Here is a 14,976-nt window from a genome sequence, read left to right as displayed (position 1 = left end):
ATGCGTTTCTTTCAGAGTTCGGCGACCTGCGCGGAGCGCGCAGCGGGGACGCCCATCGGGTTGCGGCGCGGCCGCGCAGTAGCCTCGGCATAGTATATCTCCAACTGGCGTGCCCGATGATCCGAGGTGTGATTTGCGAGGACGCGCTGCCGTGCTCTCTCGGCGATTGCGCGTCGTCGTTCTTCTGGCATGTCCCGCAGAATTTGGATGACGTCCCGGGGGGTAGATGCCAGCAGGATCTCCCGCGACGGTTCGAAGATCGTCTCGATGCCCGGCCATCGATCGGAAATCACGGGGGTGCCGCAGGCAGCTGCTTCGAACAGGCGAACGCTCGGCGAGAATCCCAGCGAGCGCATATCGGCGCGAGTTGCATTGAGGGTGAACCGTTGTTCGGCATAGAATTTCGCGTGCTGTTGAGGCGTTAGGTGTTCGATCCGCTGGACGTTGTCAGGCCAGCGGATCTGCCCGGGGTATTGCGCTCCGGCGACGATGAATTGTTCCGGGACGAGTTCCCTTGCTGGGGCGATCAGCAGCTGTTCGAGGGTCGGTTGTCGATCCTCGCTGTAGGTCCCGAGATAGCCGAGCAGCCATCTCGCCTGCGCCTGTTGCGGCTTGTAGGTCTCGTTGTCGGCGCTGCAATAGAGCACGCGTGCCAGGGGGCTGCCGTAACGTTCCTCAAGCATTGCGGGAACAGGGCCGCCGCTAAAGGACAGATAAAGGTCGAAGCGAGGAATCATCGCCGCGGAGAGATAATCGAGGCCGCCGTCGAGCTTCGCGAGCGTGACTGGCGTGTCGATATCGTAAAACGCCTTGATGCCTCGTGCGTAAGAGGTAATCCAATCTGAAATTGCAATGCCGTCGGGTACGTAGGAGCCTACGATCACCAGATTGGCATCGCGGATAAGCTGGCCGAAACGCTGGGGGATATCCCTCAGCGATTGATAAAGCTCCACGCGCCAGGACGATGGCTTGTCGAGATCGCGGTGCGTACGATACCACGGAACGTCGCGCTCCAGGAAGGTGATCTGGTGGCCCCGCCGTGCGAGGGCCTCGATCAGGGCGCGATAGGTCGTGGCGTGACCATTGCCCCATGACGACGTGACCGAGAGACCGACGACGACGATGCTGAGATTCATTCTGCTGCCTCGATACGCGAGCTGCTTCCGACAAAGAGTTCGTTGAATTGGCGGGCCCGGTGCCTATAGGTGTGTTCGCTGAGAATGCGGGCGCGGGCGCGGGCAGCGATCGCCGCGGCGCGATCGGCGCTGAGTTGGCTGAGATGGTAGGCAACCTCCGCTCCGTCCGAGGCCACCAGAACCTCACGACCGGGATCCAGGAAATTTTCGATTCCGTCCCATTGATCCGTGATCAGGCAGGCGCCTGCGCCGACTGCCTCGAACACCCGTGTCGGTGGCGAGAAGCCGAAACGCGCCATGCTGTCGCGGTTGACGTTGAGCGTCGCAAGACCGGAGCTGAAGAAGGCATTGTGCTCGCCGGTGCCGACATGACCCACCTTGCGGATGTTGCGGGCGGTGTCCTTGGTCTCCCAGCCGGAACCGCCGAGAGTGAATGTCTTGTTCGGCAACTCGCGTGCGACATCGAGGAAGAAGCGTTCAACGCGCTGCTCGCGATCCGGCAGGCGATTGGCCAGCAGGCTGAGATCGCAGGAAAAGCCAGGTTTTGGTGGCGAAGGAAAATGCGTCTCGGGATCGAGAGCGTTGTAGATCGGAACGCAGTCTCGAGAGCCCAGGGCGCGATAGGCCGAGATGACGGGCTCGCCTCCGCCGTAAGTCAGGACCATATCGTAGGAGGGAATTGCGCGTCGCAAATGGTGCCCGGCATCGCTCATCATGGCTTCGAGCGTGGCCGGGGCATCGACATCCCAATAAACACGCATGGTTCGGGAGGACATGGCGGCGACCGCCTCCTCCAGGTCCTGATCGAAGACACCGACGCCGCTGGCTTTAATCAGCATGTCGCCGGATCGCGCCGCTGCCTCGAGCGAGCCGCGCCAGCCATCTTCCGTTGCCGGATACACAACGACTCTGGCCCAATCGGGATCGGCGATGTCGCGATGGGCTTGGCGCTCGAAAGCATCGGGCTCGAAGAAGGTGATGTGGTGGCCGAGCGCAGCGATCTGTTTGAGCATGCCGCGATAATAGGTAGCGGCACCGTTCCAGTAGGACGAGACGAGGCTGGACCCGAAGAAGCAGATCTTCATGCAGAGGCTCCAATGTATCGCAGGGGCCGTGACGAGGTATCGGAGGCGCGAATGTCCTCGACAATGTCCACGAGCTGCTGCGCGCGATGACGGCAGGTATGACGCTCCCGGATCGTCTTAAGGCCGGCCTCGACCATCGCGGACGACAATGCCCGGTCATCGAGAACGGCGCGAAGTGCCAGCTTCATTTCCGTGCCGTCCGCAGCCTTGAGATAAGTGTCTTCGGGAAACAGGCCTTCGGCATCGGACCAGGGCGCCGAAACCAGGGGAATGCCGCAGGCGAGCGCCTCGAACACACGGATGGTCGGTATGCCTGGGAGTGATCGAACATAGGGCCCCCGGGGCACGTGGACAGTGGCGCGCGCCCCGGCAAAGGCGACCGGAGCCCAGTGCGCCGGGAGCCAACCGCCATATCGGATGCCCGCTCCCCGAATGGCATGGAGAGCCGGCTCCGAATAGCGAACGCCGTACACGCTCGTGCGCAAATTCATCTCGGCAACAGGCTTGACCAGAAATTCGTTGAGCTCGGCGCTGCGCTCGCCATCACCCCAATTGCCGATCCAGACCAGATCGTCGGTGCGTTCGACGCTTGGCAAGGGATGATACATCGCGATGTCGGCGCCCTCGTGCCACGTATAGGCTCGGTCACCCCAGCCGAGTTTGACATAGATCTGGCGAAGCACTTCGCCAAAGGCGAGCACGCCGTCGAAGGCGTCCAGGTCGAATTGGGCGAGTTCGTCCGGTGCGGTGATCGCGCGGTGGTGGGTATCGTGGAACAGCAACGTAAACCGCGAGCCGTGTGCACGCCGGTATCCGACCTGCTCGATCACGTCAGGCGAATTCCACTCGTGCACGATGACGAGATCGGCTCCATCCAGTGCCTCGTCGAAGTCAAGGCAGCTGTCATAGCGGCAAATGGCGATGCCCGGGAAGAGATCGCCGACGTCCTGGATTGCGGCGCCTCCCTCTCGGATGGCGTTCAGCCGGCTCCAGCCGTCGATCGGCTCGAACACGATGACCTCATGGCCGAGTGCGCTGAGCTCGCGCGCATAGCCGCGAAGGAAATGCGCGTTGCCGTTGTTCCAGCAGGAGGTGAACGCATGGTAAAACAGGACGCATTTCATGCGCGCACCTCGATCGGCATGGCCGGCGCATTCGTCCGGCGGGACTGCAGAAGGTCTTTGTAGAGGTTCAGATACGCTTCCGTCGTCCGCGCCAACGCGTAGGAGAGCGAATGCTCATAGGCTGCGCCTTGCAGGCGTACCCTCGCGGCAGTATCGGCGCAGAGACCGTCCAGAATCTGATGCAATGCCTGGCTGTCTTGCGGATCGAAAAACACCGCGGCGCCGCTCCATAATTCCCGGAATGTCGGGATGTCGGACAGCACAAGTGCGCAGCCGGCTGCAGCCGCCTCGAGAACCGAAAGGCCGAACGGTTCATACAGCGCCGAGCTGACAAAGATCGCCGCACGCTGGAGACGTGCGCGCAGATCATCGTGCGAGATTTGCCCAAGCCATTCGACACTGTTCGGCATGTTCGCGCCGCCGGCGCCTGCCACGCGGACCGGCCATTGCAGCCCTGGTGCGGCTGATGTCAGGGTCTCGATGTTCTTGCCGCGATCCCACAGCCGACCGGCCGCAAGGATCTGGTCGCGCTTTCGGCCGCCGAGAGCCCGCGATACGATCCCGTTCCAGATCACGACACCCGGCGTGTGAGGGCGATAGATATCGGTGATGTCGTCGTGAAAGGACTGACTGGGGGTGACCCAGACCTGGGTCCTATCGAGCGCTGTGGCCACCCGTTCCGTGTAACGCGTCCACCTGGGTTCACTCAGCCAGGCCGTATCGCGACAGGCCAGCGCCCAGGAGTTCACACAGGAATGCGCCACGACAATCGTCGGTGCGTGCCAGAGAAAGGTCGCTTCCCGGAAGCTGTTGAGATGAATGATATTGGGCCTGACCCGCGCCTCGACGGCGGCGAGGACGCGTCGCGCTTCGTCGATATCTCGGCCTTCCGGATCCTGCCATTCAAGCGCGAGGTCAGTCTCCATCAGGCGCACCGGCGAGCCCTTGAGTATCGCCCGCTGCTCGGGATGCGCCCGAGGGCCCATCGTCACCAGGGTGACGTCGACACCGGAGCCGGCAAGATTTGTGGCCAGCGCGCATGAGTAGGTCCATACGCCGCCAACCGTATCGGTCGTCATCAGGAGTCTGATTCTCGATGCGAGGCTCATGAGGCCACCTGAAGCTCGAGTGCGTCGAGCGGTACCGGGCGTTCGTTCTGCACGTCACTGAACTGGTCAAACATCGTGAGATAGTGCCGATGTGCGCGCTCCCAGGCGAAATCATCGGGCTCGCCCCATAGCTTTCGATAGTCCGGCGATCCCGGATAGGGATAAAGCGGGACTGGATCGTTGGCCCAGATGCCGGCATCCTGCATCTTTGCGCGCCAGCGCTGCACGACAGGATCGTCGTCTTCAGGCACCTCGATCAGGTTGGCTTGCACGAACGGAACGTGACGGCGGGCCTCGACAAGCCGGTCAGCGAGCTGATCGGTGCTCAGCTTGCAGTTCTTCGCCAGCGCAGCGCGGCCTTCGACCGTGAGGCTTTCAATTCCCGCCTCGATCGACACACAGCCGGCGCGCCCGAGCAGGGCGAGCATGTCCGGGTTCCACAGATCGATCCTCGTCTGCACGCCGAATTTAAGACCGCGCTGGCTTAGCCCTTCCAGCAGCTCGTGATTGGGAAGAAAGATCTCGTCGATGAAGTAGACATATTCGATGTTCTGCCGATGCAGGCGATCGATCTCGTCGAGAATGATCGCAGGCGGCCGCCTGCGGTAGGCGTTGCGGAAGTTCTCCTTGGCGCAGAACGTGCAGTTGTAGGGGCATCCCCGCGACGCTTCGACTTCCGCGCCGGGGCCGACAGGGGCTGCCTCAAAGCGGTGATGGTGGTGATGATGGCGCCGGATCATCTCGGCCGACCAATCGAGAGCGGGCTGATCTTTGAACTGCGCGGCCTGCGGGCCAGCATTGACCCGAATGGAAGCCTCGTCCGCAAGGCACAGGCCGGGAAAATCCCGCTCGCCGTTGGCCAGGCGCAGCAAGGACGCCTCACACTCACCCATGACGACGACGTCAACGCCGAGTTTCCTGAGTGCAGCCCGCGGGGTCGTCGATCCATGCGGGCCAACTGCAATCAGCACAGGCGCAAGATCCCGCACTGCCAAAGCAAGCGCCTGCGGAACGCGGAGCTCCGGGGGGGCGCAGCGCCAAAACAGATAGGTCGGTGCCGTGGTGATGACGATCATGTCGGGCCCGAAGCTCTGCAGCTCTGCTTCGATGTCGCGCGGCGACAGGTCGAACATGTGGGCATCGAGCAGTAGCGTCGGGTGCCCGGCTGCTTTAAGGTGGTGTTCGGTGATCCCGAGCTCAAGCGGCAGGTGAGGGGACCGGCAGCCGAAATAGATGCTGCCGGCATAATCCCAATTCGGGTTGATAAGGGCGACGCGCTTCATGCTAGAGCCTCGCGGCTGTCATGAGCTGCGGCGAAGCGGCCGCTCATCCAGGCGTGAAGCGAGCGAAGACCCTCTGCGAGTGGGATTTGCGGGGTCCAGCCCAGCGCTGTGGACAGGGCGCGCGTATCAGTGACGTACCACGGCTGATCGCCAGGACGCCAATCGGCAAAGCAGTATGCAATCTCGCGGCCAGTGAGCTCGGAGATTTGGTCGATCAACTCGCGAAGGCTGACGGCGTTGGCCGGTCCGCCGCCGAGATTGAACACCCGTCCACATGCGAGCCCGATCCGGTCGAGCGCCGCGAGCCAGGCTGCAACGGCATCTGACACATGCAAGGCGTCGCGAACCTGGTAGCCGTCACCGTAGATCGTCAGGGGCTTGCCGCGGATAGCGCTCAGCAGGAAATGCGCGACCCACCCCTGGTCTTCGGTGCCGAACTGCCGCGGCCCATAAATGCAGCTCATGCGCATCACCACCGTACGCAGCCCAAACACGCGCGCATAGTCATGGACATATTGGTCAGCAGTGCCCTTGGAACAGCCGTAAGGGCTATAGAAATCGAGCGGCGCGTTCTCGGAGATTCCATCCACCAGCAGGGCGCTGGTCGGCGTGTAACGGCGGCCGGCGAGCGCGATCTCGCTATCTTCGATGAGGCGGCCATAGACCTTGTTGGTGGAGGCAAACATGACGGGCGCGGTACTGTTGTGCAGGCGAACGGCTTCCAGCACGTTCAGGGTGCCACGTGCGTTGATCTCGAAGTCGGCAGCCGGGTCGCTCACGCTGTCCGTGACGGCGACTTGGGCCGCCAGATGCAGCACGGCCCGGGCGTCACGCACGGCGTCGATGACCGGGATCGGCTCACGGATATCCGCCACCGTGATGGTGATGAGATCACCATGCCTGGATTTGAGCCATTGTGCGTTCTCGCGCACGCCGGCGCGGGCCAGGTTGTCCAGCACCAGCACGCGCTCACCGCGTGCCGCCAGGCGATCGGCAAGATTGCAACCGATGAACCCGCAGCCGCCGGTGATCAGGACGGGCCTGTTGTCTCGCTGTTCCATCACGCGACCAATCCTCGCTGCAGCAGTTCGTTGGTCGCTCGTTCGGCTTGATCGTCGGCGATCTGGTCGGCGAGATATGCGGCGAGCTCTTCAAGCCCATCTTTGAACGCGACGTGTGGTTCGAAGGCGAGCAGGTCACGCGACTTGCCGATGTCCGCGAAGCAGTGCCTGATGTCACCGGCGCGAAATTTCCTCGTGATCTCGGGTGCGATGTCGCGGCGCCCCATCACATCAGCCAGGTCCTGTGCGACCGATAGAATCGTCCGGCTTTGACCCGAGCCTACATTGAACACGTTCTGCGCATGCTCTGTCTCCAGCGCGATGCGGCAGGCACGGGCGACGTCGTGTACATGGACGAAATCGCGCCGCTGCTCGCCGTCTTCAAAGACGAGCGGAGGGCGTCCGTTGAGCAGTCGGGCAGCAAAGATCGCGAGCACCCCGGTGTAAGGATTGGATAGGGCCTGTCGTGGACCAAACACGTTGAAAAAACGTAGCGCGAGGGTCGGAATGCCGTAAGCCTTGCCCGTGATGAGGCACATGCGTTCCTGCGCAAACTTATTGAGCGCGTAGACCGAGCTAAGCGATGGGTTCTTGGTCTCCGGCGTAGGTGCGGGCTCAAGCAACCCACCACTTGCATCGCGCAGCTCCCATTCGCCTCTGCGGAGCCGCTCTACGGACCGTTCTCCGCCGTTGACAACACTCTGATCGTGCGTGCGGTAAAGACCTTCGCCGTATATGCTCATGGACGATGCGACCACCAGCCGCTCAACCGGATGCCTCGAAAGGGCCTGCAATAGTACGGCGGTGCCAAGCTCATTCGTCCTAACATACGGTTCGATGTCGTACATGCTCTGGCCGACGCCGACAGCGGAGGCGAGATGCAGGACCATATCCGTGCCCCGCAGCGCCTGTTCGACGATGCTGGCCTCCGTGACGTCGCCGACGAGGAGTTCGGCTTCCCTTGCGAGGTAGGCTGGACGTGGGCGGCCGCTGCCATGGACCTGCGGAGAAAGATTGTCGAGAATTCTCACATCATAGCCGGCAGCGAGCAGTACGTCTGTTGCGTGTGAGCCGATGAATCCTGCGCCGCCTGTAATCAATACTCGCGCCATTCCGACATCCGTAACGTTGCAGGACCGATCCAGAGGATCGGTCGATAATAGGAGCTGAGGCGTGCAGTTGATGGGGTCGAGAGACGCGCGCCGGCCGGGTTTGGAGTCAGAAGCGATGCGAGGAATGTTCGTTCCCCCGCATTGTACAAACAATAATTTCGCTAACCTGGATCAATAACGTGGGTGAATCCGCGACTCGTCGTAGGCGCGGTTCGAGAGTCACTCAGAAGATTGGATCGTCTAATCGCTTGTCACAACTGGCGCGACGAGGCGTTGGGGAACGGCTATGCCAGTCTGCGCGCAGTAACGGTCGACCATCTGCGCACAAAAATCGGCAAACTCATTCACGTCGCGGGGCGGGCTGGTGTGATGTGGCTCCATGCCGCGATGCTCGGGTGTAAAGCAGAAAGTAACGGTCACCCGAAACTCCGCCAGAGCGTCCATCTGACGGTCGAACCAGTCGAGTGCGTTGGGACGAAAACTGTCGGCCCATGACAGGCCGGTCCTGAGATGAGTGACGCCTAAACGACGCATCCACTGTACGGCGCTATCGAGGCGACGATCTTCAAAGTGAAACCACTGACAGAGCCCCATGGCATGGGCGTACTCCTCGAAAAGTGCCGCTGCGGCCTTCGGCGAGCCGTCCTCGCGCAGCAGGCCCATATGGAAATGCCGGTAATAGGACGATCCCTCGGCCTCCTTGTGCCGCGTCGTGGCTTCCCAGGTCGAGGGCAGATCGTAGAGGCTGTACCAATAGATGCGCGGTGCGCGGTCGATCAGGAGCTCGGCAGTCCGTCTTAGGCCCCAGGCTTGCACTTCTTCGGCGCCGAAGGATGAGACGCCGACCTCTGTGACCCAGACCGGCAGCGAGGTTACAGCCTTGATGTCCTCGATCTTGGCCGGCCACTCACCGATCTGCCAGAGGTTCCAGTCGAGCGGGAATCCATGAACGGCGACTGCATCGAAATGATCGAGGACGCCCCGTGCCTTCATATTGCGTATGAAGGACGGATCGATCGGCGAGAGGCCGCCGAGCACGCGCGGCAACGCCGCCCGTGCGCCGCAGATCGCCTTACCCGCCGCGATGGCGAGGCTCGCAAATTGGGCCCAATCCGGATCGAGCACGATATCCCAATGCGATTTGTTGTTCGGTTCGTTCCAGATCTTTGCTGCCTCGATCATCGCTCGATCCCCCGGAACAGATGGGCTGAACCGTTGGACTGCGGACGTTCCGATCGCTTGCAGAGATAGACTTCATCTTCCGGGTGCGCCGCGATGGAAAAACCGGCACTCCGCAACATAGCCTCGACGCAGGCCCGGTTGGGGACCCACCAATTGGTGGGATCGTCAGCATATTCATTCTCGATGAAATGAAGCTTTGGATACCCGGCGGAGTCGAACTGGTCCGTGGTCCAAAAGTCGTAGTTTTCGTCAACGGCGTCGATGTGAGCGCCGCCTCGCTGCATGGATTGAAACAGCAGGAGATCACGGGCGACATGCTCGTGGATGAGGTCGAGTGCAAGTAGCGGGTGTCGCAGATGGTAGAGCACGCCCATAAATATCACGAGGTCGAATGTCTCTCCGAGCTGTCCGATATCGTATGTGGACATTTTGCGAAACTCGATGCGGAGCCCGTTCACTTCGGCGGCAAAGCGCGCTTGGGCGAGATAGGCTTCGTCGGTATCCAGGCCCAGGACGCGCTCGGCGCCGCGCCGCTTCATCTCCATGGCGTAGAAACCCGCGTTGCAGCCGATGTCGAGCACGGACTTGCCCTCAAGCCGTTCCGGAACCACGCTGGCGAAGTGGCGCCATTTCACCATGGGATAGTCGCCAAGGAAATGCGATGGAGCAGTCCGAACACCATCGAGATCAAGATTGTGGAACCAGGGTCCCAGATCGTCGACGCGCCGGCGGATTTCGTCCTTCGAAATAAGTCTTTGATTCACGCAGTCGCTCCATCGCTCGTGAGTGCGCGCGGCCGTGCCTGTTCGATCAGGCTGACGAGTTCCGAGGCGCGTCTGTCGGAGGTATGCTGACTGAGAGTTCGCTCACGCGCGCGTCTTGCCATGCGCTGGAGCTCAGCGTCGGTCAGCGTCAGCGCGGAGAGCGTATCGCCGGCGTCGTGCGCGAGCATGATTTCCTCGCCTGGCGTAAAAAAGTCGCTGATTCCGGGCCAATCGTCGGTCAGAAGTGGAGCTCCGCAAGCCGCAGCTTCAAACAGCCGGCCCGAGGGACACCATCCTGCGTCGGCCATCGCCTGGCGCGTTACGTTCAGCGTCATGCGGGACGAAGCGAAGAACGATGCATGCTCTGATGGGGGCAGGTGGCGGACAAAGTAGATATTGGAAGACCAGGGGAAATCGTCCGGATATTGCGCTCCGGCGATCAGGAAGCGCAGATCCTGCCGGGTATCCGCCGCGTCTACGAGGAGAGCCTCGAGTGCGGCCTGGCGATCTCTCGAATACGTGCCGAGGTAGGAGAGATCGGCGCGATACTGCGGCTGAGAAGCCGCTGGCCGGTGAATGTCAGTGTCGACGTGATTGTAGAGCGGCCGGACCTCGCGGGCGCCAAGGATGCGTCGGAAGTCGTCCTGGATCCTGGGGCCACCCGAGAAGCTCAGGACCAGGTCAAAGTCTGAGAGACCGCGCGAGCCGATATAGGGGACTGGATCACCAGCCTTCACCCGGGCGAGCGTCACGGAGGTATCGAGGTCGTAGAAGATGGAAACAGCGCGCTTTTCCGACCAGATGAGGTCCGTGGCTGCGACGGCATCAGGGCAGTAGGACGTGACGATGGCGGCATCGGCCTCGCGAACGTGCCGGCGTGCCGAAAGGGCTATCTCATCCCAGCACGCGAACAGTTCGAGGCGACCTGAAGGAAGCTCGAGCAAGTCTCTTGTGTCGGCATAATAGGGCACGTCACGCTCGAAGAACACGATCGTATGTCCGAGCCGCGCGAGATGCTTGCAAAGGCCACGCCAGAGGGTGGCGTGGCCGTTTCCCCAGGAAGAGGAGATCGTGAGCCCGAATATGACGATCTTCACGCCGGCACCCGCTGATTGATCGTCGTGACGCTAAATCCGCGGTCTTCGGCGCTGAGGGTACTGATGCTGGCCGGGTCGATCTCTATGGACAGAAAGTCGTCAAGCCGCATGCATGCGTAATGCAGCAGCGCCGCGCGGATCGGCTCGGCATGACTGACGGCTATCACGATGCCGGCGAGAGGATCATTGCGCAGCTGCTCCAGATGATTGACAACGCGACGTTGCAGAGACCGCATGCTTTCGCCGCCTGGCGGACGCGCGCTGCCACGACATGTGTTCCAGTGTGACCATTGCCGATCATTGTGCAAATCGGCGAAAGAGCGGTCGGTCCATTCGCCATAGTTGAGCTCGTCGAGTGCAGGGACGATCTCGATCGGTAACCGAAAGTGAGCCGACAGTATGGAGGCGGACTGCACGCAGCGTCGCCGCGGGCTGGATTGAATCAGGGACGGTCGCGGGCTGATGTTGCGTGCGCAACGTGCGATCTCTTCGGAACCGGTCTTGGAGAGCGTGACACCGTCCATTCGGCCGCACAGGGTGCGGCCGAGCAATGCGTGGTGGCCGTGGCGGACAAGATGAACGACACTAGCCATCAGACGTGCGCCTTGTCGTCGATGAAGGCGCGGGTGCGGCGGGCAGCCTCTGCATCGGTGAATTGCTGAGGCGGCGACTTCATAAAGTAACTCGACGGGCCGGTGAGCGCACCGGCAAGCCCGCGATCCATTGCCAGCTTGGCGCAGCGAACGGCATCAATGACAACCCCGGCCGAGTTCGGGGAATCCCAGACTTCGAGCTTGACCTCAGCGCTGAGGGGAACGCCGCCGAAGGTCGTGCCCTCGAGCCGGATGAAGGCGAATTTGCGGTCGGTGAGCCAGGGCACATGGTCGCTTGGCCCGACATGGATGTTGTCGGGGTCCATGGGGACGTCGAACTGGCTGGTCACGGCCTGCGTTTTGGAAATCTTCTTCGATGCGAGCCGCTCGCGCTCAAGCATGTTCTTGAAATCGGTGTTGCCGCCGACATTGAGCTGATAGGTACGGTCGAGCCGGACGCCGCGATCGCGGAACAGGTTCGCGAGCACGCGATGCAAGATGGTTGCTCCAACCTGGCTTTTGATGTCGTCACCAATGATGGGTAAGCCGGCATCCTCGAAGCGCTGTCGCCATGCCGGATTGGAGGCGATGAACACGGGAATGCAGTTGACGTAGCCGCATCCAGCTTCGAGCGCGCGCGCCGCATACCATTCGCTGGCCTGCTGGGCGCCGACGGGCAGGTAGGACACGAGCACGTCCGTTCTGGACGATGCGAGCGCCTCCGAGACGTCGGCTTCCGGAACCGCGGCGATTGGCACGTCATCTTTGAGGTAACGGCCGATGCCGTCGAGGACAGGGCCGCGCTGCACGGTCACGCCGGTCGGCGCGACCTCAGCAAAGCGATGCGTGTTGTTTGGTCTCGTGAAGATCGCATCGGCCACGTCGTGTCCCACCTTGTCGGCGTTGACGTCAAAGGCGGATGCGATCTGAATGTCGCTGATGTGATAACCGCCGAGATCGACGTTCATCAGCCCCGGCACCGGTTCGTTGGACTTGGCGTTGCGATAGTAGGTGAGCCCCTGGACGAATGAGCTTGCGCAATTACCGACGCCGACGATACCGACGCGCACGCGCCTTTTTTCCGCAAGAGGGGAATGCATAGTTGAAGCCTCCGGAAGCCGTGTGCAGGTAAGTAGGTCGGCGAACGTGTGTGAGGTATGTTCGTTCCAGCAGTGGACACGACCGCAGCTCGCGCCGCGCAAATCCCTGAGGAATAATTCGATAGGCTTAACCTGCGATAGAATCCCGGGCTGCAAAGCCGGAACGATCTTCTTCTTGGATGAAGATAAAGAAGATGCTGGTTGGTTCGTTCGCCGAAGGCTGAAGCCCTGAAGAACAAATCCCGGTCCTCTGCGTTCTGGCGGATGACTGATGCGATGGCGATCATCGCCCGGGTCCTTAGCAAGCGAGGTTCGAGATGACGTCGAGGACGCAGAACAGCGAAGCACAGCAGACCACCGATCATGACATCATCAGAAAGTGGACCGAGGAGCGCGGGGGCAAGCCCGCAACCGTCAAAGCAACCGAGGAGGACGGACACGCCGGCATCCTGCGCATCGACTTCGATCCGCCAGACGAGGGGCTCGACCGCATCGATTGGGAAGAGTTCTTCGCCAAGTTCGACGAGAGTGGTATCGCGTTCCTTCATCAGGACCGCACCAAGGACGGCAAGCTGAGCCGCTTTCACAAATTTGTTCGCCCCTGATCGCGGGCGGACGGACGTGACGAATAGTTGGGTCGAGGCGATGCGGGCCGGCGAATTCGCGCGGGCTTGGGCCGTCAACGACCGAGATCTCGCGATGCTTGCTTTTCCACCGAAGCACACGGGCCCGCGCCATTTGCAGCGGATCTGGCGGGGGGAGCCGCTCGCCGGCAAGCGTGTCCTTGTTCGTTGTTACCATGGGCTTGGCGACACGATCCAGTTTCTCCGGTTCATGCGTCCCTTGCGCAATGTCGCGCGCCAAGTAACGGTCTGGTGCCAGCGAGACCTGCTGCCCCTCGTCGAGCGCAGTGCTGGCGTTGATCGGGCAATTGCACTTCATGACGGCGCGCCGGAGGTGGACTTCGAAGTCGATATCGAAATCATGGAAGTGCCGCATGCGATCAAGGCGACAAGCGAACATGTCGCGACGATGGCGCCCTATGTGGCCCTTCCTCTAGGTGAGATGCCGCAGTTCATCGCAGGTAACGGCCTATCGGTGGGTCTGGTCTGGGAGGTCGGCGCTTGGGACAAGCGGCGATCCATTCCGCCCGCATTGTTGCATCGCCTCGCCGTCGCTGGGGTGACGCTTTACTCACTTCAACTGGGGACGCAGCAGAGCGATCTAGCCAAGATTGGTGCTCGCGACATCAGTGCGCCCGATATTGCCTCGCTTTGTGACCGTCTTCGGCAGCTCGATCTCGTCGTCTGCGTCGACACCATGCTCGCACATCTTGCTGGAGCAACCGGGTGCGAAGCCTGGGTCTTGCTGCATTCGGATTGCGATTGGAGGTGGCCCTTGTCTGGCTCTCGGTCGCTTTGGTATCCAAGCCTGCGTCTGTTTCATCAGACTAAGCCTGGCGAGTGGGAATCTGTCGTCCAGAAGGTGGCAGAGCGCCTGGAACATCGGGCCAGGCAATCAGCTGCTACTGCGTGAGTACTCAAGCCATTTCGACCTCGGCAGGTGTCAGCCTCGATTGGGTGGATGGCTGGTCGCGGCGGCGAATACGAAGATAGGTCGGATCGAATCCGGCAAGACGAACCAGCCCCGGCCAATCGGTTATGATCAAGGTCTTGCCCTGCCATTGCAGCAGCCGCGCGCGACGCAGCTCCTGAAGGGTGCGGTTTGCATGAACGGGAGAGATGCTGCAGGCGGCAGCCAGATCTGACTGGGTGAATGGCGACGACAACTTCAGATCCTTCGCGAGTCCGACATTTTGCAAGCGCACGGTGATCTCGCAGATCAAATGTGCGACGCGGGTCAGGGCATCGCGGCTGCCGAGGTTGACTGCCCAGTTGCGCTGCATGGCATGGTCGGCCAGCAGCATCAGTAGAAGCGCGCGCGACATGGCAGATGAGCGCTCAGCAAGAGTCCTCAGGAATCGATGCGGCACGAAGGTAACGATGGCTGGCCCCAGGGCGATCAGATTTCCGATGACAGGGGACTGGTGAAGCGAGTGAAGATCGGCAATATCGCCGGGGACGGCGATCGAGGTAATTTGCCCGTCGGCACTGCCGCTGTCTTGCCACGAGAGGTAGCCCTGAAGCAGCAGGCAGCAATGTGTCGGGTCGTCGCCGTGGCGCAGAACTGCCTGATGTGAGTTGAAATGCGCGATTGTGCTCGGCATCTCCGCCAGCAGAGCGAGGTCATCGCTGCTCAGGTCACACAGACTCACCAGGCGGTCGGCGAGCTTGGAGAAGGAAAAGCCTGCCTGCATTTATCGTCCGATC

The 14,976-nt window shown here is 61.5% G+C and carries 15 protein-coding genes; 2 read left to right on the top strand and 13 right to left on the bottom strand.

What is annotated here, in order from left to right; translation table 11 throughout:
• Positions 1-11: 11 nt before the first annotated feature.
• The 12 genes from NLM25_RS34250 to NLM25_RS34195 all read right to left on the bottom strand — a co-directional run bounded on the left by NLM25_RS34250 (position 12) and on the right by NLM25_RS34195 (position 12,646).
• On the bottom strand, positions 12-1,136 hold the full coding sequence (locus NLM25_RS34250; protein ID WP_254122210.1) for a glycosyltransferase: 1,125 nt from the start codon (positions 1,134-1,136) through the stop codon (positions 12-14).
• Positions 1,133-2,221 (bottom strand): glycosyltransferase, encoded by a 1,089-nt coding sequence (locus tag NLM25_RS34245; RefSeq protein WP_254122208.1) that lies wholly within the window; start codon positions 2,219-2,221, stop codon positions 1,133-1,135. Before NLM25_RS34245 ends, NLM25_RS34250 begins: the two co-directional genes overlap by 4 nt.
• Positions 2,218-3,345 (bottom strand): glycosyltransferase, encoded by a 1,128-nt coding sequence (locus NLM25_RS34240; protein ID WP_254122206.1) that lies wholly within the window; start codon positions 3,343-3,345, stop codon positions 2,218-2,220. The genes NLM25_RS34245 and NLM25_RS34240 overlap by 4 nt, the downstream gene beginning before the upstream one ends.
• Positions 3,342-4,454: a glycosyltransferase family 4 protein gene (locus tag NLM25_RS34235; protein ID WP_254122204.1), complete on the bottom strand. Its 1,113-nt coding sequence runs from the start codon at positions 4,452-4,454 to the stop codon at positions 3,342-3,344. Before NLM25_RS34235 ends, NLM25_RS34240 begins: the two co-directional genes overlap by 4 nt.
• Positions 4,451-5,737: a TIGR04295 family B12-binding domain-containing radical SAM protein gene (locus NLM25_RS34230; protein WP_254122202.1), complete on the bottom strand. Its 1,287-nt coding sequence runs from the start codon at positions 5,735-5,737 to the stop codon at positions 4,451-4,453. The genes NLM25_RS34235 and NLM25_RS34230 overlap by 4 nt, the downstream gene beginning before the upstream one ends.
• A complete protein-coding gene (locus NLM25_RS34225; protein WP_254122198.1) occupies positions 5,734-6,798 on the bottom strand; it encodes an NAD-dependent epimerase/dehydratase family protein in 1,065 nt (354 codons plus the stop codon). The genes NLM25_RS34230 and NLM25_RS34225 overlap by 4 nt, the downstream gene beginning before the upstream one ends.
• Complete coding sequence (locus NLM25_RS34220; protein ID WP_254122196.1) at positions 6,798-7,910, bottom strand: NAD-dependent epimerase/dehydratase family protein; 1,113 nt, start codon at positions 7,908-7,910, stop codon at positions 6,798-6,800. Before NLM25_RS34220 ends, NLM25_RS34225 begins: the two co-directional genes overlap by 1 nt.
• Positions 7,911-8,150: 240 nt before the next feature.
• Entirely contained in the window at positions 8,151-9,092 is a 942-nt protein-coding gene (locus tag NLM25_RS34215; RefSeq protein ID WP_254122195.1) for a beta-xylosidase, read from the bottom strand.
• Entirely contained in the window at positions 9,089-9,856 is a 768-nt protein-coding gene (locus NLM25_RS34210) for a TIGR04290 family methyltransferase (protein WP_254122194.1), read from the bottom strand. Before NLM25_RS34210 ends, NLM25_RS34215 begins: the two co-directional genes overlap by 4 nt.
• Entirely contained in the window at positions 9,853-10,953 is a 1,101-nt protein-coding gene (locus NLM25_RS34205; RefSeq protein ID WP_254122193.1) for a glycosyltransferase, read from the bottom strand. The genes NLM25_RS34210 and NLM25_RS34205 overlap by 4 nt, the downstream gene beginning before the upstream one ends.
• Positions 10,950-11,546, bottom strand: coding sequence for a histidine phosphatase family protein (locus NLM25_RS34200; protein ID WP_254122191.1), 597 nt, complete (start codon positions 11,544-11,546; stop codon positions 10,950-10,952). The genes NLM25_RS34205 and NLM25_RS34200 overlap by 4 nt, the downstream gene beginning before the upstream one ends.
• Complete coding sequence (locus tag NLM25_RS34195) at positions 11,546-12,646, bottom strand: inositol-3-phosphate synthase (protein ID WP_254124571.1); 1,101 nt, start codon at positions 12,644-12,646, stop codon at positions 11,546-11,548. Before NLM25_RS34195 ends, NLM25_RS34200 begins: the two co-directional genes overlap by 1 nt.
• A gap of 317 nt (positions 12,647-12,963) precedes the next feature.
• On the opposite strand from NLM25_RS34195, the gene NLM25_RS34190 reads away from it, so the two are divergent.
• Both NLM25_RS34190 and NLM25_RS34185 read left to right on the top strand, forming a co-directional pair.
• Positions 12,964-13,251, top strand: coding sequence for a hypothetical protein (locus NLM25_RS34190; protein ID WP_254122189.1), 288 nt, complete (start codon positions 12,964-12,966; stop codon positions 13,249-13,251).
• Positions 13,252-13,267: 16 nt separating this feature from the next.
• Positions 13,268-14,182: a hypothetical protein gene (locus tag NLM25_RS34185; RefSeq protein ID WP_254139814.1), complete on the top strand. Its 915-nt coding sequence runs from the start codon at positions 13,268-13,270 to the stop codon at positions 14,180-14,182.
• Between the two features lie 4 nt (positions 14,183-14,186).
• Here the strand turns inward: NLM25_RS34185 and NLM25_RS34180 are convergent, their stop codons facing one another.
• Positions 14,187-14,963 (bottom strand): Crp/Fnr family transcriptional regulator, encoded by a 777-nt coding sequence (locus NLM25_RS34180; RefSeq protein ID WP_254122186.1) that lies wholly within the window; start codon positions 14,961-14,963, stop codon positions 14,187-14,189.
• Positions 14,964-14,976 lie beyond the last annotated feature (13 nt).

Origin of the sequence: Bradyrhizobium sp. CCGB01 (assembly GCF_024199795.1) — a bacterium.
GTDB lineage: Bacteria > Pseudomonadota > Alphaproteobacteria > Rhizobiales > Xanthobacteraceae > Bradyrhizobium.
This window is presented reverse-complemented; position numbering and strand designations above follow the sequence as displayed.